The 21,850-nt window shown below is 33.0% G+C and carries 27 protein-coding genes and 3 pseudogenes; 18 read left to right on the top strand and 12 right to left on the bottom strand.

The window, feature by feature from the left end:
- The first annotated feature begins 128 nt into the window (after positions 1 to 128).
- The 5 genes from AAE962_RS05550 to AAE962_RS05530 all read left to right on the top strand — a co-directional run bounded on the left by AAE962_RS05550 (position 129) and on the right by AAE962_RS05530 (position 2,696).
- Positions 129 to 578, top strand: a complete 450-nt coding sequence (locus AAE962_RS05550) for a transposase DNA-binding-containing protein (RefSeq protein ID WP_343288903.1) — start codon at positions 129 to 131, stop codon at positions 576 to 578.
- A 90-nt stretch (positions 579 to 668) separates the two neighbouring features.
- Positions 669 to 1,415, top strand: coding sequence for a transposase (locus tag AAE962_RS05545; RefSeq protein WP_343288737.1), 747 nt, complete (start codon positions 669 to 671; stop codon positions 1,413 to 1,415).
- A 416-nt stretch (positions 1,416 to 1,831) separates the two neighbouring features.
- On the top strand, positions 1,832 to 2,095 hold the full coding sequence (locus AAE962_RS05540; RefSeq protein WP_343288678.1) for a hypothetical protein: 264 nt from the start codon (positions 1,832 to 1,834) through the stop codon (positions 2,093 to 2,095).
- A gap of 105 nt (positions 2,096 to 2,200) precedes the next feature.
- Entirely contained in the window at positions 2,201 to 2,452 is a 252-nt protein-coding gene (locus tag AAE962_RS05535) for an IS4 family transposase (protein ID WP_343288679.1), read from the top strand.
- Between the two features lie 28 nt (positions 2,453 to 2,480).
- Positions 2,481 to 2,696, top strand: coding sequence for a hypothetical protein (locus AAE962_RS05530; protein ID WP_343288902.1), 216 nt, complete (start codon positions 2,481 to 2,483; stop codon positions 2,694 to 2,696).
- 87 nt (positions 2,697 to 2,783) lie between these two features.
- On the opposite strand, the pseudogene AAE962_RS05525 reads toward AAE962_RS05530, so the two are convergent.
- Positions 2,784 to 3,084 (bottom strand): annotated as a pseudogene (locus AAE962_RS05525) (transposase); the annotation flags it as partial.
- 242 nt (positions 3,085 to 3,326) lie between these two features.
- Between AAE962_RS05525 and odhB the strand changes: the two are divergent.
- From odhB to AAE962_RS05510, 3 genes are all read left to right on the top strand, one after another.
- A complete protein-coding gene (gene odhB, locus AAE962_RS05520; protein ID WP_343288901.1) occupies positions 3,327 to 4,499 on the top strand; it encodes a 2-oxoglutarate dehydrogenase complex dihydrolipoyllysine-residue succinyltransferase in 1,173 nt (390 codons plus the stop codon).
- 437 nt (positions 4,500 to 4,936) lie between these two features.
- Complete coding sequence (locus tag AAE962_RS05515) at positions 4,937 to 5,302, top strand: hypothetical protein (RefSeq protein WP_343288900.1); 366 nt, start codon at positions 4,937 to 4,939, stop codon at positions 5,300 to 5,302.
- Positions 5,303 to 5,311: 9 nt separating this feature from the next.
- Positions 5,312 to 5,443, top strand: a complete 132-nt coding sequence (locus tag AAE962_RS05510; RefSeq protein WP_343288899.1) for a hypothetical protein — start codon at positions 5,312 to 5,314, stop codon at positions 5,441 to 5,443.
- A 309-nt stretch (positions 5,444 to 5,752) separates the two neighbouring features.
- Here the strand turns inward: AAE962_RS05510 and AAE962_RS05505 are convergent, their stop codons facing one another.
- On the bottom strand, positions 5,753 to 6,421 hold the full coding sequence (locus AAE962_RS05505; protein ID WP_343288898.1) for a reverse transcriptase/maturase family protein: 669 nt from the start codon (positions 6,419 to 6,421) through the stop codon (positions 5,753 to 5,755).
- Between the two features lie 2 nt (positions 6,422 to 6,423).
- Positions 6,424 to 6,792, bottom strand: coding sequence for a reverse transcriptase N-terminal domain-containing protein (locus AAE962_RS05500; RefSeq protein ID WP_343288897.1), 369 nt, complete (start codon positions 6,790 to 6,792; stop codon positions 6,424 to 6,426).
- Between the two features lie 1,189 nt (positions 6,793 to 7,981).
- On the opposite strand from AAE962_RS05500, the gene AAE962_RS05495 reads away from it, so the two are divergent.
- The 4 genes and pseudogenes from AAE962_RS05495 (at position 7,982) to AAE962_RS05480 (ending at position 10,565) form a co-directional block, all read left to right on the top strand.
- The gene (locus AAE962_RS05495; RefSeq protein ID WP_343288896.1) at positions 7,982 to 8,569 is read left to right on the top strand and encodes a hypothetical protein; all 588 of its coding nucleotides are present in this window, start codon (positions 7,982 to 7,984) and stop codon (positions 8,567 to 8,569) included.
- Positions 8,570 to 8,595: 26 nt separating this feature from the next.
- Entirely contained in the window at positions 8,596 to 8,883 is a 288-nt protein-coding gene (locus tag AAE962_RS05490) for a hypothetical protein (RefSeq protein WP_343288895.1), read from the top strand.
- Positions 8,884 to 8,895: 12 nt separating this feature from the next.
- Positions 8,896 to 9,315 (top strand): hypothetical protein, encoded by a 420-nt coding sequence (locus AAE962_RS05485; protein ID WP_343288894.1) that lies wholly within the window; start codon positions 8,896 to 8,898, stop codon positions 9,313 to 9,315.
- A 218-nt stretch (positions 9,316 to 9,533) separates the two neighbouring features.
- A pseudogene (locus AAE962_RS05480) lies at positions 9,534 to 10,565 on the top strand (integrase core domain-containing protein).
- A gap of 189 nt (positions 10,566 to 10,754) precedes the next feature.
- Here the strand turns inward: AAE962_RS05480 and AAE962_RS05475 are convergent.
- Positions 10,755 to 11,012, bottom strand: coding sequence for a transposase (locus AAE962_RS05475; protein WP_343288893.1), 258 nt, complete (start codon positions 11,010 to 11,012; stop codon positions 10,755 to 10,757).
- Between the two features lie 184 nt (positions 11,013 to 11,196).
- Positions 11,197 to 11,628 (bottom strand): hypothetical protein, encoded by a 432-nt coding sequence (locus AAE962_RS05470; RefSeq protein WP_343288892.1) that lies wholly within the window; start codon positions 11,626 to 11,628, stop codon positions 11,197 to 11,199.
- Between the two features lie 425 nt (positions 11,629 to 12,053).
- On the opposite strand from AAE962_RS05470, the gene AAE962_RS05465 reads away from it, so the two are divergent.
- The 4 genes from AAE962_RS05465 to AAE962_RS05450 are packed head-to-tail and all read left to right on the top strand — an operon-like array spanning position 12,054 to position 13,540.
- The gene (locus tag AAE962_RS05465; RefSeq protein WP_343288891.1) at positions 12,054 to 12,185 is read left to right on the top strand and encodes a hypothetical protein; all 132 of its coding nucleotides are present in this window, start codon (positions 12,054 to 12,056) and stop codon (positions 12,183 to 12,185) included.
- A 57-nt stretch (positions 12,186 to 12,242) separates the two neighbouring features.
- The gene (locus AAE962_RS05460; RefSeq protein WP_343288890.1) at positions 12,243 to 12,575 is read left to right on the top strand and encodes a hypothetical protein; all 333 of its coding nucleotides are present in this window, start codon (positions 12,243 to 12,245) and stop codon (positions 12,573 to 12,575) included.
- A 36-nt stretch (positions 12,576 to 12,611) separates the two neighbouring features.
- On the top strand, positions 12,612 to 13,040 hold the full coding sequence (locus AAE962_RS05455; RefSeq protein WP_343288889.1) for a hypothetical protein: 429 nt from the start codon (positions 12,612 to 12,614) through the stop codon (positions 13,038 to 13,040).
- A complete protein-coding gene (locus AAE962_RS05450; RefSeq protein ID WP_343288888.1) occupies positions 13,037 to 13,540 on the top strand; it encodes a hypothetical protein in 504 nt (167 codons plus the stop codon). Before AAE962_RS05455 ends, AAE962_RS05450 begins: the two co-directional genes overlap by 4 nt.
- 475 nt (positions 13,541 to 14,015) lie before the next feature.
- On the opposite strand, the gene AAE962_RS05445 is transcribed toward AAE962_RS05450, so the two are convergent.
- The 4 genes from AAE962_RS05445 to secG form a co-directional block, all read right to left on the bottom strand.
- Entirely contained in the window at positions 14,016 to 14,423 is a 408-nt protein-coding gene (locus AAE962_RS05445) for a nucleoside deaminase (protein WP_343289590.1), read from the bottom strand.
- Between the two features lie 21 nt (positions 14,424 to 14,444).
- The gene (locus AAE962_RS05440) at positions 14,445 to 14,684 is read right to left on the bottom strand and encodes a hypothetical protein (RefSeq protein ID WP_343288887.1); all 240 of its coding nucleotides are present in this window, start codon (positions 14,682 to 14,684) and stop codon (positions 14,445 to 14,447) included.
- A gap of 146 nt (positions 14,685 to 14,830) precedes the next feature.
- Positions 14,831 to 16,438, bottom strand: a complete 1,608-nt coding sequence (locus AAE962_RS05435) for a CTP synthase (protein WP_343288886.1) — start codon at positions 16,436 to 16,438, stop codon at positions 14,831 to 14,833.
- Entirely contained in the window at positions 16,438 to 16,758 is a 321-nt protein-coding gene (gene secG, locus AAE962_RS05430) for a preprotein translocase subunit SecG (protein WP_343288885.1), read from the bottom strand. Before secG ends, AAE962_RS05435 begins: the two co-directional genes overlap by 1 nt.
- A 116-nt stretch (positions 16,759 to 16,874) precedes the next feature.
- On the opposite strand from secG, the gene AAE962_RS05425 reads away from it, so the two are divergent.
- A complete protein-coding gene (locus AAE962_RS05425) occupies positions 16,875 to 17,399 on the top strand; it encodes a gamma carbonic anhydrase family protein (protein ID WP_343288884.1) in 525 nt (174 codons plus the stop codon).
- Here the strand turns inward: AAE962_RS05425 and AAE962_RS05420 are convergent.
- Together AAE962_RS05420 and AAE962_RS05415 are read right to left on the bottom strand one after the other, a co-directional pair.
- Positions 17,389 to 18,438 carry a hypothetical protein gene (locus AAE962_RS05420; RefSeq protein ID WP_343288883.1) on the bottom strand — a complete coding sequence of 350 codons (1,050 nt, stop codon included), beginning with the start codon at positions 18,436 to 18,438 and terminating at the stop codon, positions 17,389 to 17,391. The genes AAE962_RS05425 and AAE962_RS05420 overlap by 11 nt on opposite strands.
- A 227-nt stretch (positions 18,439 to 18,665) precedes the next feature.
- Entirely contained in the window at positions 18,666 to 19,412 is a 747-nt protein-coding gene (locus AAE962_RS05415; RefSeq protein ID WP_343288882.1) for a hypothetical protein, read from the bottom strand.
- Between the two features lie 212 nt (positions 19,413 to 19,624).
- Here AAE962_RS05415 and AAE962_RS05410 point away from each other — a divergent pair.
- Positions 19,625 to 19,778 (top strand): annotated as a pseudogene (locus tag AAE962_RS05410) (IS481 family transposase); the annotation flags it as partial.
- A gap of 256 nt (positions 19,779 to 20,034) precedes the next feature.
- On the opposite strand, the gene glmS reads toward AAE962_RS05410, so the two are convergent.
- A complete protein-coding gene (glmS, locus tag AAE962_RS05405; RefSeq protein WP_343288881.1) occupies positions 20,035 to 21,846 on the bottom strand; it encodes a glutamine--fructose-6-phosphate transaminase (isomerizing) in 1,812 nt (603 codons plus the stop codon).
- Between the last annotated feature and the right edge of the window lie 4 nt (positions 21,847 to 21,850).

The raw sequence follows: 21,850 nt of genomic DNA, 5'->3' as shown, positions 1-21,850 counted from the left end.
AGTAGTTTTAAGCAAGTTTGGTTTTCTGTAAGTTAATACCAGTTTTTTAGACTCTCAAGTATTACGCTCACTTTTACCCACAAATAAAAAAGTGAGTAAAATGGATACCAAATAAATTTGGGATTAAAATGAGTGAAGTAAGTACAAATGTGCAATATACTGATGGCTTAGGGGATAAATGGCTGGAAAGAGAGTTAAAACACGTTAATTTAGGAAATACAAGACTTAATAAGAGACTTATTAAAACAGGATATTGTATAGAGGGTAAGGCGTCTGGATCAATTAATCAAAGCTGTAGTGGATGGAAAGAAGCTAAGGGTGCATACAGATTATTTAGCAATGAAAAGCTTAAGGATAAGGAAATTTATTCTTCCCATTACAAAGAAACTATGGAGAGAATGAAAGGAAATCAGTTTGTTTTTTCAGTTCAAGATACAAGTTATTTGGATTTTGACTCTCATATAAAAACCAAGAGGCTAGGTAGTATTTCTAAAGCTTATACGAAGAATAAAATGGGTTTACTGTTGCACAGTGCCTTAATAGTCAGCAAAGGACGGATGGCTTTGTTGCATAGCTAGTGTTGATTGAGGTTATTGTAAGGAGAAAAGCTTTTAAATATATGGTTACTAACGCATTTTGTTGTAAAATAGGCATTTTTCAAACAACTTATGCCGCAAAAAATGAGAGTAAGTAACCAAAGAGAATATAACGAGTTTCTCAAAAAAAGAGGAAATGTTTTTCATTTTGTTAATCAAGCCATAGAAAATTGGTACGAAAACAGTCCAAAAGTTGCAGGTGGTAATAACATTTATAGTAATAAAGTTGTAATTTTAATACACATAATAGTTCATCTTTTTAGAATTGGCCTGAGACAAGCTGTAGGTTTTGTAAAAGGTTATATGGTACAAATAGGCAAAAAACTTAAGGTTATAAGCTATACACAAGCTTCCAGAAGATTTAAAAAGCTTAATTTGAAGATTGATGACCATAGAACCAATAAAGATGATTTGGAAAATATTGAAATTGACGTAGATAGCACTAGAGTTAGTATCTACAGTAATAACGGTGGGCATAGTAAGCTTAATACTCGAAAAAGAAAATACAGTGGTTATGGTCAAGTAAGAAAATTACATGTTGTTTTAAACGTAAATGATAAGAAAGCAATAAGCATGAACTACACTAGTGGTGTTGCTGTGGACTATTTGCCGGTCTACGATATGTTAGAGGAAGTCAGTAATAAATATAACATTTGTTCTATTCGAGCAGATGCGGCTTATGATATAAGAAGTGTGTATAAAGAATGCAGAAAATACAATATTGTGCCTATTATTCGCCCTAGGAAGGATACTAAAATTTGTTTAGCTGATTACTTATCAGAAAGAAACAAGTATATTAGTAGAATTAGGTCATATTAGAACTATGAAGATGGTATTAATGAATGGAAGAAAAAAGTTAAGTATGGAGCACGATCTTATATTGAAGTCTTTTTCTATAGGTTAAAGCAAATATTTGGGTTTGGCTTGAAAAATAAATCAGAGATAAATCGTGAAAAAGAGCTGTTAATTAAGTGCTACTTGCTAAACAAATTTACTGATATAGGTATGGCTAAATTTAAATTATCTTCCTAAATTCACTGTGGTTTACATGCCTATCAGTGCTATGCAACAAAGCCATCCGTAATCGAACTAATAGAAGATTTATCTGTACTGAAATTGGAAAAACAGATTTGCAAACACGCATCACTCAACTGCCAGTAAAGAAGAAAATTTCTCTATAAGTTAATAAAGATAGAAACCAAAGATCAAGGAAAGCTAATATTGAAGTTAAGTATATGAAAGGCTATATACCTATCAGATCTTCTTCAATTTATGGATCAAAAGACACAGTGCATAAAATAAGTGATAAAATCCCTGTATATGTGGTAAGTGCAAAAGAAACAAATCCTCCTGAAGGATTGGAAGCTATTGATTGGACTTTGCTGACTAATGTACCAGTTAATAGCACTTTAGATGCTATAGAAAGGATAAATTGGTATAAGCTAAGATGGAAAATTGAGGAGTATTTCAGGGTTTTAAAATCAGGATGTAAAATATAAAGCTCTCGTTTAACTAGAAAGGAAAGGCTACAGAAATTAATTGCTATAAAGAGCATTATTGCATTTAAAATTTTATATTTAACAAAAGTCGCTTTATCAAATCCCATGGAAACCTGTACTAAAATTTTAAGCAATGAAGAGTGGAAGGCCCTTTTCATACGTGAGCATAAAGTAGCTACATTGCCAGAAGAACCTCCAAAAATAAAACAAGCTATTATTTGGTTAGGAAAATTAGGTGGATTTATGAATAGAAAAAGTGATAATTTACCAGGGGCTATGACTCTATGGCGGGGCTATGAAAATCTTAAGGAGAGCATAGTTATGCTTCACATCATGACCTCTCAAAATTGTGGGTAAAAGTGAGGATTAAAGTGAGGTGAGAAGTATGAGAGATGTATTTTATTGTGATGAGTTTAATGGTCATGATTTAGATAATGGTAAAACTCCTTTAAGGGAAAAGCTCAATGAAATCATTAAAGATTTAGAGGAAAATAAATATACAAACCTGGGAGGTATAAAATTAATAAAAGGCGATGGAGATGTTAAATATTTTCGAGCTAAATTAAGTGACAGCGACAGGTTACTATTTACTAGTATATAGCATAATGACAAAGATTCTTTTGTTATTTTAGAAGTAATTCTAAATCACGATTACCAAAAATCTAAATTTTTAACAAACAAAGAAAAAATAAAAACCCGATACATCCTTTTTGCCTTCTTGATCTATACCCAATATGTTATACATGCACTTACTTACACAACAACCGTCTTCTTTCACCTTAAAAAACCATGAATACTATCGGATATATTGATTGTAGTGGACGACTACACCATTCATTGATTATAGGTAGTAATTTATCTGTAATTCCAGATATCTCTGCTGCAGATATTTTATGGTCATAGATTTCTTCTACATATGATGCTATACTTGCATAAGACTTTAAGTTTACTGTAATCCATTGAATTAATGCTATCAACAATTCTTTGATTTGATAGTAATTCTCCACTATAAGCCTTACATATCAGTTGAAGTTTTTCATTATCTAAATATTCTGAGTTGCCTACTTTATCAAAAGCCATAATCTTATTTCAATTTACTTAGTATTTTAATTTTGCATGTATTAGGAGGAAATAATCAAGCATTATGATAAAAGGCCTAATGAATTTATTAGTTTATTTATGTTTCTTTTCATGTATAAATTTATAGAAAGTTTTATGTAGAAGTTATTTTATGAGCAAAATTATAGAAATCAGAGCGCCAAAAACTCTTGGTGGTGAATCAGTTACGGAAGGTATAGTAAAAATAAAGAAAAATATCGGCGAAGCAGTAAAAGTAGATGACTTGATCTTTGAAATTGAAACTGATAAAACGGCGCTAGAACTAACTGCAGAAGCTTCAGGACAAATAACTGAATTTTTTGTGAAAGAAGATGATGTAATTAGCCCTGATCAATTACTGGCAAAACTTGCTGTAGGAGAAGTAAAAGAAGAAGTGAAAAAAGAAGATAAAGGCGAAAGCCCTGATAAAAAAGATGCCCCTTCAGCTCGTAAAATTATGGAAGAAAATGCAATTAGTGCAGAAAATGTAAAAGGAACTGGCATGGGAGGCAGAATAACTAAAGCGGATGTGATAGACCATATGAGTAAAGCTGAACAACCTCCGGTAAAACAATATGAATCGCCAAAAAGTGTAGTAAGTGGAGAGAGAAGAGAAGAGCGAGTGAAAATGAGCAAAATAAGGAAAGTCATTGCTGCTCGTTTGAAAGCATCGCAAAATACTGCTGCAATACTGACCACGTTCAATGAAATTGACATGAAAAACGTCATGGATCTGAGGGCAAAGTATAAAGAAACTTTTGAAAAGAAATATGGAATAAAACTGGGTTTCATGTCGTTTTTTATAAAGGCAGCAGTGCAAGCACTAAAAGAAATTCGTGAGATTAACGCTGAGATTTCAGGTGATGAAATTGTATATAAAAATTACTATGACATAGGTGTTGCTGTTGGCACTGACAAAGGTCTTGTTGTACCAGTTATTCGTGATGCTGATCAAATGTCATTTGCTGAAATTGAACTAACTTTAGTTGCCCTTGGCAAAAAAGCACGAGAAGGTAAGCTGCAAGTATCGGAAATGGAAGGTGCAACATTTACTATCTCAAACGGTGGCGTATACGGCTCACTCCTTTCTACTCCAATAATCAACCCTCCACAATCTGGAATACTTGGCATGCACTCAATACAAAATAGACCAGTTGCTATAGGTAGCTCAATTGAAATCAGACCGATGATGTATATTGCTCTCTCTTACGATCATAGAATAGTTGACGGTAAAGGAGCAGTGACTTTCCTTGTTAAAATAAAAAATTACATAGAAGATCCAAATAGATTAATTTTGGAAATTTAAATAGGTTAAAAACGATAGGCCAGTTTTTCTGAAGTTTTTAAGGTGGGTGTTACAGCTGTACAAACATTTGTTTATAAAGGTAACTTATACGAAAAATGTTCAGTCCTTACTGTATGAGAACTGTGATTTAGGCCTAAAAAATGCGAGTAGCCCCTTTGGTGTTATCTAAGTAGCTGATACTGGAATTTCAGCTTCTATAATGTCATGCCAGTGTCCGGACACTGGCATCCAGAAAAATTTACAAGCAAACTGAGCTTATGCTAAATTTAATGAAATGAAGGATTCCAGACTCTTGCGTCAATGAACCTCTTTCGAAACTAGAATAAAGTTAAAAAGAGAGTAAAATGGTGGGTTTTGAGTGAGGGAAAAGGTGAAAATAGCAGAAGAGTTAGATGATGAAAAATTTCGCAGGTTAACAGGAGTAAAAAAGGTATAAAATGGTAGAGATTTTACGAGAAGCAAATAAGAAAAAAATGTTAAAGGAGGTAGAGTTGAGTGAAGAGGACATGCTATTTATGAAAGAGAACTTATTAACGACTAAGAATCTAAAGAAAAAATCAGTAGAAACTAGAAAAGAAATTGAGCAGTTAAGAAGTAAGAATGAAATATCAGAAAGAAGAGCAGAAGAAGCAGAAGCAAAAACAAAAGCTCTTAATCTACTATACGATGAAGCAGATGATCAAGACATATCAAGAAAAAGAATAAAACAAAATAAGGAAGTGCAGAAGTTTTTAGAGTGCCAATATACTTTTCTGGTTTTAAATGAAGGTTATACAACAAAATTTAAGAACCTATGTAAATAGTATAGAGAGTTGAAGAGAGAAATAAAAGAGCCTGACTTTGAAAGATTATCAAAGCTTGTAGATAAGTTTGAGAAGCTAAGCAGAAGTTTTATTGAAGGCGAGAAGAAAGAAAGAGAGAATGTACCAGAATGCAAAGACTAAGAGATTGATAGATTAAAGCTGAGCATAGTAACGAGAGTAGTACAAGCAAGGGATGTAGCATAGAAAGAAAAGAGGAAAGTAGAAAAAGAAAAAGTAGAGGTAGAAGAGATAGTAAAACAATTGATATAAATCAAAAGAACAAAGAGGGTGCAATTCCTTTATATTATGCTTTAAAAAACTATCACTCAGATATAGCTAATTATCTTATACAGAACAAGGCTGATATTACTCTAAAGATGGAAGTGGTTATAACATCTTGCACTTTGTGTAATAGATAACAAGTGTTGACTTATAGATTTACGACTTGGTTTACTTGTAACCTCTCTTATTTTGACGTGTTTGATAATGCCTTATTGAAAAGCCAAGAAAATCAAATCCTGGCTTTTCCCCATTTAGGGATTTCAGTGTATGTACAATTCTTGTCTTTGATGACTTTAATTCTAATCCAACGGGTTTTAGCCATTTTTCAATTAGAACCTTTGCCTTCATCACAAGTTCCTCGCTCTCGTGTAAAACCACAAAATCATCGGCGTACGTAATTACACTAACTGAATTTTGCTCCTGCTTGCGAGACGCCCTACCATATTTCTTTTTCGCATATTGGAAAAGTTCTTCCTTAAGCTCTTCTTTGATATTCTGTTCTAGTCCATATAGTGCTACACATGCAAGTAATGGAGAAATTATTCCACCTTGAATTGTGCCACGTTTGGTGGGACTAAACTTTCTATCTTCGATAATGCCTGCTTTCAACCATCCTTTTATAATTCTCTTTAGAGTTGGTGTGGTATTGAGTTTTTCTAACAGTGCGTTATGATCGATGTTATCAAAACATCCGGAAATATCAGCATCCAGTATAAATGCTGTTTTCTGACCAAGTGCGATAAATATAGCTGCTATTGCATCATGACACGATCTTCCAGGTCTAAAACCATATGTGTTTGGCTCAAGTTTTGCTTCCCACTCTGGTTCTAGTGCCATTTTTACAAGTGTTTGTCTTGCTCTACAAGAGATATAGTAGGAATACCCAACGGGCGATGCTCCGATGACCTACCAGATTTTGGAATCCACACCCGTCTTGATGGCTTTGCCTTTTCTCTTATATCCAAAGAGTTTGCTAACAGCAATCTTTCTTTTTTATTAAGATTGGACTTTCCATCAATACCTGCTGTCTTTTTCCCTCTGTTGTCCTGAGTTATCCTCCTAACTGCGAGCATTCTTACACTTGTTGACTTTAGTAATAACCTCTGAAGATTATGCATCTTTTTGATATCATTACATTGTGAAGCTCGGTAAATTCGTTTTTGTAGCTTAAATGAAGATTTCTCTAGCTTGCGCCAAATTCCATTCATACCTAACATTTTGTTGGTTCATAACATACTTACTACTATTCACAACTTTACCTTCCAAACTACAGTGTTTACGTCTGCATATCCCAAATATTACTTTAGGCATTAGCTTCTTAAACAATCCCTCCACGTAGAAGCATTTAGTGGGCCACCTTCTTAGTTATCCTTTTTAAACAAGGGATAATAAGAGCTTCCATGTGGTTACTCCGTTCCATGAAATCGTTTCACATTAGACTTAGGTTCCTACTTTTTGCCAGGAGACAGGAAACATCTTGATCAAACATAAAAATTTTGATCATCCTATATTTCTCCATACCTTTTGGTTTATGCGTTTCAACCTTATTTCGCATATTATGGGTTATGTCAATTCAGACATGGGTTTCTTTCGTAACCATATCTAACTCTTCTTGGAAGGATTTACCATAAGGTTTAGTATTACTCCCTTTTTATCCATGCTTGCACCATGTGAAGTTGCCAATTTCACAAAATGTGGATAACGATTTCAGCCAGATGGTATGGCGGATGGGATTGAACCATCACGATTTCACGACTTTCAGGTCGCACGAGAACTTTTCGTTTTGGAATGCATTGGCCTGCCACGTGATCCATATGAACTTTTATTTATAATCACTTTGTTATACCTTATAACTAGCCATAATAGACTACTTTAGTCAAATTTAGATATGAACTGATCGGCTTAGCTTTGTTACAAATTTTACACTTTTATTTGCACAATGCTGCTTTTATTTAAGCCGTTCTCGCAAGGATACGTACCTTTTTGCGATTTTAGGAAAAGTAAATAAGTAAATTTTACTTGATGCTAAATGAGATGAATGTTTTAAAATGTTTCTCTGAAAAGTTTTACAGCTTCTTCTTTGAATTCTGCTGTATACTCTCTTCCATTTGTCATATTACACCCCTTTGTAAAAACATTTTTTACTAAAAACGTTCCAACTTTTTCTCCACTTTTTCTGGAAGGTCAGTATCTTTTCAAGAAGAGAAAATATAAAAAAACACTAAAATGAGTAAAATTATACTTGCATTAGGTTTTTTATTTTATATAATATATAATTTCTTTTTGTAATGGTGGAAAGTCAAAGGTATCTTTAATCCTAAATAAGTTTGTGATACAAAAATAAGTCCATCATCTAAAGAGTTACACTGTTGTGAAAATGTTTTAATAAAGAATGTAATGTTTACAGGTAAATTTCAGGGCTCTTTTTCTCAAGAGCCAAATAATGAAGATTCATGGAGCTCTTCATATCTTCCAGATGGAAATGATGATGTAGGTGATTGGGGTTTAATGGATCTGACATCTTCGGATGATGACTCTCTTATCGAAAATGATGATTTTTCTGACGATGAAGAAGATGATGATTTCTTTGATGATGAAAAAACTGTACATGATCCAATTTCAGCAAATGGCGATGAAAGAACTGCGCATAATTCAATTTTAGCAAATTTAGACATGTTGTTAATTGAAAGTAATGATGATAGAAAGCTGATGGATGAGTTTTATGAGAAAGTAAAAAACGTTAAAGAGAAATATAGGCAAACAGAGAGTGCTTTAAACCTCATTCAATATATAACAGATAAATACTTAGAAAAAGGGATAAGGCTAAACTTATGTTATAGTAACTGTGGCGAGACTGTGACAAATCTTATATTTGAAGAAATAACAGGTATTCTTGATAATATTGTGCGTGTAAGATCCAGTACCACAACATCTAAGGGGGGTATAGCTATAGCGATGCAGATGGATTATCAATTAACAATTTAGATACAATACAAAAAATTGTTGAGAGTTTGTTATTAAAAGGTGGAAAGGTAAGACGAGATCTCTTTTATCATGATGAAATGCAGTATGCAACTGAAGCATTTATGAATAATGAAAATTTCCAATTTGATGATCATATTTATATACAATGTCAAGAAGTTAAAGATGAGCTAAAAATTTTAGCATATGGAAGTGTTATAAACAAAAGCAACCAGATCAAATCTGTATTAAGAATATGCAGAGATAATAAATATTGTTTTATAGAGTATTCACACGATAGTGCTGTTGAACCTGCAAAAATTACAAGTAATCCATAATTAAAATTTTATGTGTTACAGATTGGAAAAAGTATAGTAACAGTCAAGAGTGTAGAGGGAAAAAGGAACTATACAGACATCTTAGAAAGCAGTATCAAGATGACTTTTACCACTGAAGTAGGAGAAGTCAATATTCAATTAAGTCCTAGCGACAAAAATAGCAACAAGATAAGAGTGGAGATAAGTGAAGAGGACAGAAAGAACTTTGATCAATTAAAGAATAAGAAAGAAATAGGAGAAGATTGTTTACTTGGTGGATACTCAGTTTATGACGCTATTAAGCAGGGGTATTTTGAAAAGCATAAGAAGCTATGTCAATTTTCCGAAAATGCTGAAAAAATTGTCAAGGAAGATTCTCAGAATAGCGGTAATTATTGGGCAAATAAAATACAGTACTCAAGAGAAAATAGCATGAAGGAACGAATATTTTAGAGAAGTATATAATACTTAAAACACCTATATAATACAACTTTAGACTGCGTTGTTATTTTTAGTTTAGAAAGCTAGGAGAAAATACAGTTCTGTTGCATCTATAAACCATAGAAAAGAAGATCATTAAAGCTGGGATTATTGTGTAATAGTTTAGACTTGATCTGACAGATTAACAAAGTAAGATAAAAATATAAATAAATTTTAAAGGAGTGTCAGATATGAGTAAAACACAAGAAAAAATACTAAAACCAAAGTTGGGGTTTCTAGAACTTGCAAAGCAATTAGGAAATGTATCACAGGCGTGTAAAGTAATGAAGGGATACATTTTACCGCTTCAAAGAGCTGTATGAAACAGGAGGGGAAAAAGCATTATATGAGATAAACAAAAGCAAACCATTACTTGCCAATAGAGTAACAAAGGATACAGAAGAAGCAGTATTTATTAGAGTTTCCAGCATATGGACAAGAAAGAGCAGCTAATGAATTAAAGAAAAAAGGAATTCTAATATCTGCTAGTGGGATAAGGTCAATATGGCAAACTCGAAAATTTTAAAAAGAGGTTGAAGGCGCTGGAAGCAAAGGTGGTCCAAGACGGTATAATTTTGACAGAGGAGCAAGTTGCTGCTTTAGAAAAAACTAAGGAACAATAAAGAGGCCAATGGCGAAATTGAGACACAACACCCTGGATACTTAGGTAGTCAAGATACCTATTATGTAGGTAATATCAAAGGTATTTGTATCAACAAACTTTTATTGACACCTACTCTAGAGTGGCTTTCGCTAAGCTTTATACGGAGAAAACTGCTATCACAGCTGCAGATCTTCTCAATATACCATTTTTGATGAACAGAAAGTTCCATTGCTACGCATTTTAACTGATAGGGGTACAGAGTATTGTGTCAAGCCAGGAAATCATGCGTACCAGTTATATTTGGGAGTAGAAAATATTGATCATTCTAGAACCAAAGCTTACTCTCCACAGACTAATGGTATATGTGAAAGGCTTCATAGAACTATGCAAGATGAATGTTATAATATTATTTTTAGGAAAAAGATTTATAGTACTTTGGAAGAACTTCAGTTAGATTGGTTGCATTCTTACAATAGAGCTAGACCTCATTCCGGTAAATATTGCTATGCCTATGCAGACCTTTTTTGATAGTATGCATATTGCTTACCAAAAAAATATTGATAACATTAAAATAGATTCTGATATCGGTTTTGACTTCGTCGATTCTTCTGTCAGTTAATTCATGCCTGTCAGATCAAATCTTGTTTAATACACTTACTGTGACCAGGGGTATTATTATAAATACTGATACTTGTACTGTCTATGGCAATTTCAATATCTTCCATATTGTTTTTATTAACTCTGCAATCATTGATCTTAATATTGAGCTTTTTAAACCTTCTTGAAGCCTGCGAATAGCTAATGACTGCTAAGAGCCTTTTCCTACTTGCTGCAAATATCCTTTTATAAACCCTACCGTTTGTCTTAAGCCAATTCTAAAGAGACTAGCGACTATATGCACTAAAATCACAACTTTATTACTATAAATATAATTTCCACCTCGCATTTTGGGGCTATTTTCGTACCAATTTTCTATTGCCTCATTAATAAAATGAAAAATATTTCCTCTTTCTTGCAGAAATCTGTTATATTCATGGCAGTTACTGACCTTCATTTTAGTTGGCATATTTTTCTTTCGTAGGTTAAATGCCTGTTTTATAGTGAATTTCGTCAGTAACTGCCAGTTCTTTTTATCTCAGCGATGCAACAAAGCCATCCCAGTGTCACGCATTGGGATGATACCCTTATACTTGACTGGCTATAACACTTAAGAAGTTTAATGCCAGAAACCAGGTTATACAACGGATACTTCATCTGCCTTTTCCTTTATGTTTACCCTTAGTTGAAGACTGAGCTTTTATAAATAGCTCCCAAAATCCTTTCTTATCACCTTCTATGTGTATCAATTGTGCAAAATGTTTCATTAAACTATTACCCATCATAACCATCTTTGTCCATTTACCTAACGGTTTTGCTATATCAACTATTTCTAGATCTTCTTTGTAAACTTGCATATTCTTTTGTTTCTCCCTTATCATTTCCTGTTGTTTCATTAACTCTTTTTGCTTATTTTTTTGATACAATTCATTAAATCTTCTATTTTCTTTCCACTCTTCTTTGAGAACTTTTAGAGGAAATATAATTTTTCTAATATGATTTTTGTATATTTTTCTCAAAAAGAGAAATACTGCAGTTACAGCAAGTAGTTCCGTACTATATATAATGATTTGTCCGAACGGCATTTTTATACTCAGCTTATTGGCAAGCGGTATTTATAATTATACCATAACTATAGAAATTTTACAATTTTTTTCTGGATAAAGATAGTAGACTAAAAATTTCTAAAGAACAAAAGCAACGTATTTACGTACAGGCTATCAACTACTACACTCAAAACTGACAAGTGATTAATCATTGGAGAAGGAATCACGGCTCTCTAATGAATAAAGATGGACTGTGTCAAGCTGGTGAGTAAGGTGGAAATTGAATAATTGTTGGTTATCATGCTAGATCTAAAATATAAGTTGTAAAATTTTTAATCATTTTGGCTTATAATAATTTCTGAGTTAACCTTAGATTTCCTGAGCTGTGGTTTCTTTTACCCATGTTGAATTCTCATCTTTTATACTCTAATTTAATTCCAGTTTTGACTGTATAGGAGGTCACAATGTCAAACAATATCTATAGCGATCAAGTTAATAATAGTAATTTATATAACAACAAACTTTTTTATGGTGAAGAGGGTGAGCAAGTCGAAAATCTAGGAGATCAGGTTGCGGGAGAAGAGGATAAGAAATAAGAAGAAGATTTACTTCGTGACTGTAGAGATGAAACTAAGAAGGCAAAAGATAAGTTAATGCAGTGTAAAAAAGATGCTGTGGAATCACAAAAAGAAATTACACAATTAGAAGCAGAAGTTAATAAGTTAAAATTACAAGTTCAAGAAGAAAGAGAGAAGGTAGAACAAACTAAGAATGAAGCTGAGGCAGTAAAAGATGAGTTAATACAGTGTAAAAAAGATACTGAGAAGATGAAAGAAAACGGTGGAAAGGCAATTAATCAGGAAAAGCGTGATGATACTAAAGCAGAAGCTGAACAAGCAAAATTAGAAGCTAAACTAGCAAAAGAGGAAGTTTTGAGGTGCAAAATTGAACAGGAGAAAAAAGAAGTGATGCAGAGTAAGATTTAAGGAGTAAAAGAAGAGCTTTTAAAGTGTAAAATTGACATGGCAAAAGCAGAGACTGAGTGGTATAAAAAAGCAGCTGAGGAATGTAAAAATGAGAAAGGAATCGGTACAGATAAACCTAGTATTAGGGGAGGGGATGAAAATGATAGAGGCAAACATATTACCAATGAAGGAGGGAATGAAAATGATGGAGGCAAACATGTTACCAATGAAGGAGGGAATGAAAGTGGAGAAATTACATCTCGAGAAATAACACCAGAGCGTAGCCTGCCAGAAATTTGTGGGCCTCATGCTCATTTGTATAAATCGAATAATAAGATAGGTTCTCAAGGTTTTAATACATCTGATTTATTAAAAGAACTCTATCCTGAGATGTATAGTAATTCTAAAATTGTACCATATATAGAAAAGGGATCAGAGGGTATTTATAGTGCAGTAAATTTTAATTTGCTTTTACTGATACTATGAGTTCAGCAGCCCACTTTGGTAATACGAAATGTTTTAAATGTATTGATAGTCCACTAGAGTTAGCTTGTCAGGAGGAGAAGGTTAAGAGTTTCTGCCAATATGGCAATGATTATGCTAATAAAGAATTAAACAAGAATTTTTTTTCTAGAGAATCATGTCCTGATCTCATCAAAGACTCCAATGGAGTAAGTATTGTGAAAGCGAAACAAGTTGCACCATTGATAATTGTTAATCACGCAGGGAATATGATAGATAAAGAGGGCAATAATACTCAAGTAGACTATAATTCATTAAAGCCTTATCTAAAGCTTAATGGTAAAATCAAGGACTATGGAAATGATCAAAAGTGTAAAGATTATACTTCAATTATGGAGAAAGTTGCATGGGATAGTGATAAGGAAGTACTATTAAAAACTGTCTTTGATAATGTGCAAAGAACAACTCCTTACTCTTATGATAATGAGGTTAGTTCTTTTCCCATTGATAATGAGTTGATATAAGAGAGAATGTTCTCTGGATTTTGTAGTTCAGAGAACACTTTTGTAGAAAAATAGAGTTGGTGACCTTACTCAAAAAAAAAGTAGAGAAGAAGTTTTTGTTGTGAGAATAAATTTAGCAGAGTTTATAATATAATATTTAAGTTATTTATGATAAAAAATAGATTTTTTATCATAACCAGCCAGTCTGGGATTTAGCAAGAAAATCTAGATTCCAGCGTTACGCGCTGGAACTCTTTGAATTACAGTAATGCAAGAAATCTAATTTCTACGTATTCAAATATGGAAGTTCTAGTTTGTTGAACAGAACGTTGAGAAATGTTAATAAGAAGCTCCCTTTTGAGTAAATTTTTCTCCAACGGAGTTATCGTAATAACATCCCTTATGTACGTTGCATGAGCAATTTGGTCAAATATACGAAAGAGTTATAATACAGATTTTACTCAAAAAATATTGAAACAATCTCACAGATCTTAAACTAAGTTCTCAAATTCTCAAAGAAATCTTTTAATAAAAGAGAACATTTTGTTTCTAATATTCCACCATAAACTTCAGGTATGTGGTTACAGAATTGAAATATTCTAGTGCCGTTTTCAACTCCTCCACCTTTGGGATTGTAAGCCCCGAAGTACAGACGTTTAATTTTTGCAAAAGAGATAGCTTGAGCGCACATCGGGCACGGCTCTAACGTTACGTACATTTCAGCTTCATAAAGCGTGGAAGTTGAAAATGCTTGTCTAATTGTTAACATTTCTGCATGTGCAGTTGGATCATTAGATATATTGTGTGCAGAGGAGATGATATTGTTTCCATTAACTATTACAGCACCTATTGGCACTTCGCCATCTTTCTGAGCAAGTTTTGCTTGCTCTATGGCAAGTTCCATGTATTGGTACTTGAACATTCGTTACTTATTTACAATGATTTCTTTTTTAAATTTTCTTATCTCTCGCAAGTTGTAAATTTTACTTCTTGTTTTTAGCTTAGCAACTCCTTTCAAATTAGCGTAATTATTCTCACTGTGAATTTTGCTCAGTTGCTTTAAATACCAGTCATATGTTTCTTGTTTTAAGTATTTCTCTACTTCTTTTTTTGACTGAAATTTATTTACTTCTTTTACTTTACCTATTTCCTCTATATCAATCATATCTTCTATGGCTTGTTCCTCTTCTAATTTATCTAGTATTCTCTCTATATCTATTCAGTCCTTTTTTATTATTGTAGTTCCAGAGTTAATTTTATTCTCATCGCTTAAAAAAAATCCTGGAAGCATTTTACCTCTTGTAACCTATATTAAGTTCTATTATTAATAGCTGCCTTGATAAATGATGTAAAGAGAGGGTGAGGAGAAAATGGTCTTGATTGAAATTCTGGATGAAATTGCACACCAATAAACCATGGATGATTTTCTAACTCTACTGCCTCTATGCATGTTTTATCTTCCGATATACTACTGCATATCAGTCCATTCTTTTCTATATCATCTTTATAATCTAAATTAACTATATATCTGTGTCTGTGTCTTTCTGAAATAGTGACACTACTATACACATTTGCCATTTTTGAATTTGGACTTATATTACACTTGTATGTTCCAAGTCTCATGGTTCCACCAAGATCAACGTTCTTACCATCAGCGAGATTGATGATTGGGTGTTTGCAAGTATAAAATTCTTCAGAGTGTACATCTTCAAGCTTAATAACGTTACGAGCAAATTCAATCACTGCAAGCTGCATACCAAGACATATTCCCAAAAATGGAATGTTATTTATACGGGCGTAGTTTATTGCTAATATCTTACCTTCTACTCCATTATCACCAAATCCCCCTGGTACAAGGATTGCATGAGAATTTTGTAATTTTTCTCTTATAAACTTTGCATCTATAGATTTTCCATTCTCTTCTCTTGAGTTGACCCAATTTATCTTCACTCTAGCTTTATTACTAATTGCACCATGGTTTAATGCTTCAATCAGTGATTTATATGCGTCAGGAAATTCAGTATATTTTCCTACTATGGAAACGATAACTTCTTGTGTTGGATGTCTCATAGAGTGTACTATTTGGTCCCATTCAGGTAAGCTTGGTTTTGGCTTACTTAAGTGAAAGTGATCCAAAATTTGTGTCCCGAGCCCACATTGATTATATAAGGACGGTAACTCATATATATGGTTTACATCAGGAGCAGGTATTACGTTAGATAAAGAAACATTGCAAAGATTGGCTATCTTTTCTTTTTGGTTATCGGAAATTTCTTTTTCACTGCGACATAATATAATATCTGGTTGTAATCCCGAAGAGTTTAACTCTCGAACTGAATGCTGTGTCGGTTTTGTCTTTAATTCTTGTGCTGCAGTGAGATATGGTATTAAAGTTAAGTGAATAAGGATAACTCTTTGCTTTCCTAGTTTATAATTAACTTGACGTATAGCTTCCAAAAACGGTTGGCTTTCAATATCACCTACGGTTCCGCCTATTTCGCATATTACAAAATCTAAATCTTCTGTACCATTAAAAATGAAAGATTTGATTAAATCTGTTATATGAGGAATAACTTGTACAGTTTTACCCAGATAATCACCACACCTTTCCTTCTTTAATAATTTATTATATACTTTACCAGTTGTTATATTGTCGTCCTTGGTTGCTTTAATTTTAGTAAAACGCTCGTAATGTCCAAGATCTAAATCAGTTTCAGCACCATCCTCAGTAACAAATACTTCCCCGTGCTGAGCTGGGCTCATTGTTCCAGGATCAATGTTGAGATATGGGTCAAGCTTTCTGATGCGAACCTTGGATCCATGAGCTTGAAGAAGTGCTCCCACACTTGAAGCAACTAAACCCTTACCAAGTGATGAAACAACCCCACCTGTAACAAAGATAAACTTGGTTTCTTTCATTAATTTTCAAATGGAACAGAAGTTGATTGGCCTTCTTGCTTCTTTTCTGATATAATCTTCTCTGCAATTGATTTTTTATGTACATCTTTTGAACATAATCCTGATAGTAACAGTGTATTTATAATGAACAGTCCAGCAACTATAGAAGTTATTCTACTGAGTGGATTTTCATAATACTTTACCGGAATTATTGAATTCATTCCCTGTTGTGAATTACTAAAGCCACTTAATGAACTACTTCCAGGTGGCTGCAGGAGCACTAAAATTACCAATACAACAACTAATATTATTTGAAGTACACTAAGTACTGTTACTGACATTATGAATAGAGCTAAAAATAAAGATTTTAGGAGCATAAGGATCATAAGTCAAGAATATCTTTACCCGAGTAACTTGACTACTGGAATCCAAGTATGTATTAAACCTTATTTAAATTATGAGCTATCACATTTTAAAATACAAAAATTATGAACCAAAAATGGATGAAAGTTCTTTTATCGCAGATGGTGTGCGTATCATAGGTAACGTTGAAATAGGAAGGAATGCGAGTATCTGGTTTAATTGTGTGATCAGAGGAGATGTTGGATCAATCAAAATAGGTGATGAAACTAATATTCAAGATGGCACCGTAATTCATGTAGATAGAAATCCAGGCGGCGACACGATTATTGGTAGTATGGTGACGGTTGGACATTTTTGCATGTTACATGCATGCACAGTGCATGATAAAGCATTTATTGGTATGGGCTCTACCATAATGGATAATGCGATTGTGGAGTCCGGAGCTATGGTAGCTGCTGGCTCACTGGTAACGCATGGGAAAGTGATAAAAAGTAGAGAAATATGGGCTGGCAGGCCAGCACAATTCTTCAAAAAAATGTCAGATGAGGAAATTAAACATATTACACAATCTGCACAAAATTATATCATGCTGATGAAAGAATATAAGGCTATATGCTAGGTTGAGAAATCTTCAGCTCTGATGCACATTCTACGTTAACTACTTCAAAAGCTTCTTCAACTATAGAATGCTTATCAATATAAGGCTCAATCACTTTTTCAACTCTAGTTTGCTTATCAATATGCTGATTAATAAAACTACCTCTGAATAGAATATCTTTTATTGGCCAGTTTGTTTCTGTTGGAGTACCTGATAATTTAGCTGAAAATTTTATCGGTGCTGACGTTAGAAAAAGAGATATAGTATTATTTGAATTAAGATAGAAGTTTACATGATCTTTACAATCTTTTAGATTTATATCTCCCGGAAAATCTGGTATTTGAGATTGTATATTTGCTTTTATGAAGTTCATCAGGCCGAATTTTTCAGTAAGTATCTCTACCTCTTTTGGAACTTCTAATGGGATGATAATATCATTGCTAATTCCATTTTCTTCTTGAGAAAAAAGTTCAATGTATGCTCCTTTTTTTCTGTGTTTCTCAAAATACTTAGGAAAATACATATTAAGGTATTCAGAGTGTAGCTCTATACGATTTTTCTGGTCATCCTCTAGAGTAAATGTGTATTTACCACGATTTTGCTTAAGCTCGCACAATTTAAATTTACTAAGGTCAGAGTCTGGAAATGGCTTTTCAATTTCAAAAGCAAGTGTAAGAGTGTGCGTTGTGTGATCAAATTCATTTTTTTCTTGTAGACCATCTTGTAGACTATAGTACTTATTTTTTTCATATTCCTTTTTTTCTCTATTAGCATTAACTTCCTGTTCATTAAAACTTTCAACAGTATAAAAAAATTCTTCTTCATCTAGCTCTTCTCCTGTTAGAGCATCCTCAAACACATCCTGTTCATCCTCTAAATCAATCTCATTACCTTTCGTTTCTATTTTATTCTCTATACTTATTTTTTTTGTATGGTCATTTCCATTGCTAGCGGTTGTTTGATGATGTGTATCGTTAGTTTGAAAAAAGCTCTTTACTTTTGATATTAAGCTAATCCATGAAAGTCTTACTTGATTAAGTAGCCATTTAAAACTCTTCATTGTTTTACCCCAATCTAATTACTAAAAATTGTAACAGAATAAATTAAATATGTCAATAAGATACACAAATTGTACTAACTGGGAATTAGTGGCAGCACTTAACATCTGTGTAAATTTTGACATAGGCGTTTTCTGCATTTTAACCAAATCAGTAAGGAGAACACCATTGATATTCTCCTTTTAGAAGCAACTTGAATAAAACTGATAAAGTTTGAATTAAAGTGTGATTAGGAAAGTGAGTGATGAGAACTCTTTATTTGGACTTCTTTTGATTCATCTATTTTAGTATTAGGTCTTAGTGCTGCATATGTAGCACCACCAGCTACGAGTGCAGATGCTGTAGCTATGCCAATTATTGCTAATATACTTAGTCTAGTTGTATGTTCAAGTATAGTACTTGCTACCAGCCCAACAGCAAGACCAACACCAATAACAGCAGTGTACAACATTATCGAATTTGAATCAGATACGTAGTTTGTGAGCTCTTTGGAACACTCTTTTGCTAATCCTTTTACTGCTCTCTTGAGTTTGTTTTGATCTTCTTCTGTTCCAGTACCTGATTTTAGTCTCTTACATAACTCTTGTATTTTTTCACCTTGTACTTCTGCCAGCTTTTTTAGCTCCGTAGACAATTTCTCTATTTTTGTTCCTTTCAATCCTACTATTATTTTCTTGAAACATGGCATCATTATTTGCTCTGTTTCTTCTTCTACTTGATTTTTTAATGCTATTATTTTATTCAATTGTTCTTCTGATATTTCAGTGTCTTTTTTTAGTTCCACTGTAACCTTTGTTTCTTCTAGCTCCGATATTACGTTCATTAATGCGTGAAATGCACTCCATATCTTTTCACCAGAATTCTGACTCCGTTTTGGTGACATAGACTGACTGCCTTTGAACTTTTTTGGTAACATAGGCTGATTTTTACCATCTTTAAGCTTTTTTGAATTTTCACCAGCACTTACTTTAACCATAATAAACATCGCATATTAAATAATGCTATTACATAATATCTTTAAAGCTCAAGGTCAAATAGTATCTTTACATAATATAACTCATAAACAGAAAATTTTAGTATAAATTGCCATATTTACTTTATGCTATGGTTTGAGATGGAATAACAACTTGCTTCAAATATGAAAAGGCAGTACAACTCTACATCAAGTTACTGAACTCTCATTAACTCCTCTTTTTTTGTAAAACAATCTACAATTCATTAGAAGATCTTCAGATAGACGTTGATCATTGGTTGCGTTTTTACAGTGAGACAAGACCTCATTCTAGTAAATATTGTTATGGCGATGTAGACTTTCCTGAATAGAAAACATATTGCTTTTTAGAAAAATATTAGTAGCTCTACATAAGAGACTGATATTAGTTTTTAATTTTTCTGTTAGTTAATTCTTGCTTGCTAGGTTAAGTTGTGTCTGGTAACCATAATGGCAAATCTTGTTAATTTGAGGCGTGGATTTTAGCCTCTCTCATCCTTACATTAGTTACATATTCTTTCGCAGAGGGCTACTGAATTTATTAGTAAAATTCAGTAATTTATAACTGACAATTAGAGCTGTTAATTAGCAACTCACTTTAAATAAGTTACTCAACTGTGACAGATTTAGCTAAATTTCTCGGACAATCTACATCTAACCCTTTTTTTTCTGCAATAGAATAAGCAAGAAATTGCATAGCAACACTGTAGATAATTGGAGAAACAAAATTGTCAACTTCTGGAAGTTGTACCACATCTATGCAAATTCCCTTTAAGAGCGGTGCTCCTTGCTTATCGCTAAAGGCAATTACTTTACCTTTTCTTGCAATAATCTCTTGTATATTGGATAGAGTTTTAAAGAATAAATTATCGTAAGGAATAATTGCGATAACAAGTACAGTAGAGTCTATCAAGGCGATAGAACCGTGCTTCATTTCTCCCGCTGCAATACCAATTGTGTTGATATATGAAAGCTCTTTTATCTTCAATGCACCTTCCATTGCAACTCCATATGAGCTTCCTCTCCCAATTATAATTATATTATTGTGCTCTAATATACTGCCTGATATATGTTGTATTTCCATCACATTCAAAACATGCTCTACATGTTCGGGAATGTAATTAATAGCACCGCTTAGTTCCTTTATCCTCTCTCTACCCAGTATACCTTTTATTTTTCCAAGCTCTACAGCAAAGCATGCTAAAATTGCAAGCTGCGTAGAAAAGGTTTTTGTCGAAGCAACACCAATCTCAGGTCCAGCAAGAGTATGCAATACAATATCTGAGGCTTTTTCTATGCTGCTATTAAATGTATTAATTATGCTAATGATCATTTGTTTCTGCAATCTCGCATAACGTAGTGCTTCCATAGTATCTGCAGTTTCACCAGATTGAGAAATGAATAAGCCAATACTACCTTCTTCGAGCTTGACGCTGCTATACCTAAATTCTGACGAGATTTCTAGATATACCCGAATTTGAGCAATACTTTCCAGCCAACACTTTGCTATTAGTCCAGCAAAATAGGATGAACCGCATCCAACTATAGTAATGTAACCTAGTTCAGAAAATAATTCTTTGTTGATTTCTTTATATTGTTTATAAAATTGATCTATTGTTTTGTTTAATGCATACGGTTGCTCAAAAATTTCTTTTAGCATAAAGCTAGGGTAACCATTTTTACTAATTAGAAAATTTCTTGGACTGCTATTTTCTGTTCTGCGTTTAACTTGTATACCATTATTATATATACTGAATTCGTTAGATTTTATTACTGCAATATCATTATCTTCTAAATGCAATATTTTTTCTACAAATGAATTCAAAGTATTAGTATCAGAAGCAGCAAACACTTTATTACAGTTATATCCTATTGCTAAAGGCAAATTTCTTTTTGCAATAAATAAAGTATCTGGATATTCTGCAAATAATAAAGCCAAAGCAAGTGAACCTTGTAAATTGTTTAGACACTGTAATATAGAATCAACTGGTGATAACCCTTCATCAAGATATGAAGTTAATATGTTTGGTATCACTTCTGTATCAGTATCGGTGTGGAAAGATACTCCCTTTTCCTCCAGATCCTTTTTTAATATATTGTAATTTTCAATTATGCCATTATGAGCAACAACAACATTATTTATATAAATGGGATGAGCATTTTTAAGATTTGGAGCTCCATGTGTAGCCCAACGAGTATGTGCTATACCAACTTTGCTACTAGATATCTTGCTTTCATGAACAACTTCACACAATCTTTCAACTTTACCTTCTGATTTTTTTACTTCTATCTTACCTCTATTATTTATAATTGCTATACCTGAAGAGTCATAACCTCTGTATTCCAATTTTTGCAACGCGGTTAGTAAAGTTGGTATTACTGAATCACCGCTACTTACTATACCTAATATTCCACACACTTCT

The organism is Wolbachia endosymbiont of Encarsia formosa (genome assembly GCF_039540065.1).
In the GTDB taxonomy this organism is placed as follows: Bacteria; Pseudomonadota; Alphaproteobacteria; order Rickettsiales; family Anaplasmataceae; genus Wolbachia.
The sequence above is the reverse complement of the archived record's forward strand: the minus strand, read 5'-3'. Positions and strand labels throughout refer to the sequence as shown.

Excerpts from the sequence above, each read along its gene's own strand:
- AAE962_RS05475 (WP_343288893.1), bottom strand. The coding sequence starts at position 11,012 with ATGCCAACTAAAATGAAGGTCAGTAACTGCCATGAATATAACAGATTT.
- AAE962_RS05420 (WP_343288883.1), bottom strand. The coding sequence starts at position 18,438 with ATGAAGAGTTTTAAATGGCTACTTAATCAAGTAAGACTTTCATGGATT.
- secG (WP_343288885.1), bottom strand. The coding sequence starts at position 16,758 with ATGTCAGTAACAGTACTTAGTGTACTTCAAATAATATTAGTTGTTGTA.
- AAE962_RS05505 (WP_343288898.1), bottom strand. The coding sequence starts at position 6,421 with ATGGCACTAGAACCAGAGTGGGAAGCAAAACTTGAGCCAAACACATAT.
- AAE962_RS05455 (WP_343288889.1), top strand. The coding sequence starts at position 12,612 with ATGGCAAAAGCAGAGACTGAGTGGTATAAAAAAGCAGCTGAGGAATGT.
- AAE962_RS05495 (WP_343288896.1), top strand. The coding sequence starts at position 7,982 with ATGTTTACAGGTAAATTTCAGGGCTCTTTTTCTCAAGAGCCAAATAAT.
- AAE962_RS05425 (WP_343288884.1), top strand. The coding sequence starts at position 16,875 with ATGAGCTATCACATTTTAAAATACAAAAATTATGAACCAAAAATGGAT.
- AAE962_RS05515 (WP_343288900.1), top strand. The coding sequence starts at position 4,937 with ATGGTAGAGATTTTACGAGAAGCAAATAAGAAAAAAATGTTAAAGGAG.
- AAE962_RS05540 (WP_343288678.1), top strand. The coding sequence starts at position 1,832 with ATGAAAGGCTATATACCTATCAGATCTTCTTCAATTTATGGATCAAAA.
- AAE962_RS05535 (WP_343288679.1), top strand. The coding sequence starts at position 2,201 with ATGGAAACCTGTACTAAAATTTTAAGCAATGAAGAGTGGAAGGCCCTT.
- AAE962_RS05550 (WP_343288903.1), top strand. The coding sequence starts at position 129 with ATGAGTGAAGTAAGTACAAATGTGCAATATACTGATGGCTTAGGGGAT.
- AAE962_RS05470 (WP_343288892.1), bottom strand. The coding sequence starts at position 11,628 with ATGCCGTTCGGACAAATCATTATATATAGTACGGAACTACTTGCTGTA.
- AAE962_RS05530 (WP_343288902.1), top strand. The coding sequence starts at position 2,481 with ATGAGAGATGTATTTTATTGTGATGAGTTTAATGGTCATGATTTAGAT.
- AAE962_RS05460 (WP_343288890.1), top strand. The coding sequence starts at position 12,243 with ATGCAGTGTAAAAAAGATGCTGTGGAATCACAAAAAGAAATTACACAA.
- AAE962_RS05435 (WP_343288886.1), bottom strand. The coding sequence starts at position 16,438 with ATGAAAGAAACCAAGTTTATCTTTGTTACAGGTGGGGTTGTTTCATCA.
- AAE962_RS05500 (WP_343288897.1), bottom strand. The coding sequence starts at position 6,792 with ATGAATGGAATTTGGCGCAAGCTAGAGAAATCTTCATTTAAGCTACAA.
- AAE962_RS05415 (WP_343288882.1), bottom strand. The coding sequence starts at position 19,412 with ATGGTTAAAGTAAGTGCTGGTGAAAATTCAAAAAAGCTTAAAGATGGT.
- AAE962_RS05465 (WP_343288891.1), top strand. The coding sequence starts at position 12,054 with ATGTCAAACAATATCTATAGCGATCAAGTTAATAATAGTAATTTATAT.
- odhB (WP_343288901.1), top strand. The coding sequence starts at position 3,327 with ATGAGCAAAATTATAGAAATCAGAGCGCCAAAAACTCTTGGTGGTGAA.
- AAE962_RS05440 (WP_343288887.1), bottom strand. The coding sequence starts at position 14,684 with ATGATTGATATAGAGGAAATAGGTAAAGTAAAAGAAGTAAATAAATTT.
- AAE962_RS05545 (WP_343288737.1), top strand. The coding sequence starts at position 669 with ATGCCGCAAAAAATGAGAGTAAGTAACCAAAGAGAATATAACGAGTTT.
- AAE962_RS05445 (WP_343289590.1), bottom strand. The coding sequence starts at position 14,423 with ATGGAACTTGCCATAGAGCAAGCAAAACTTGCTCAGAAAGATGGCGAA.
- AAE962_RS05450 (WP_343288888.1), top strand. The coding sequence starts at position 13,037 with ATGAGTTCAGCAGCCCACTTTGGTAATACGAAATGTTTTAAATGTATT.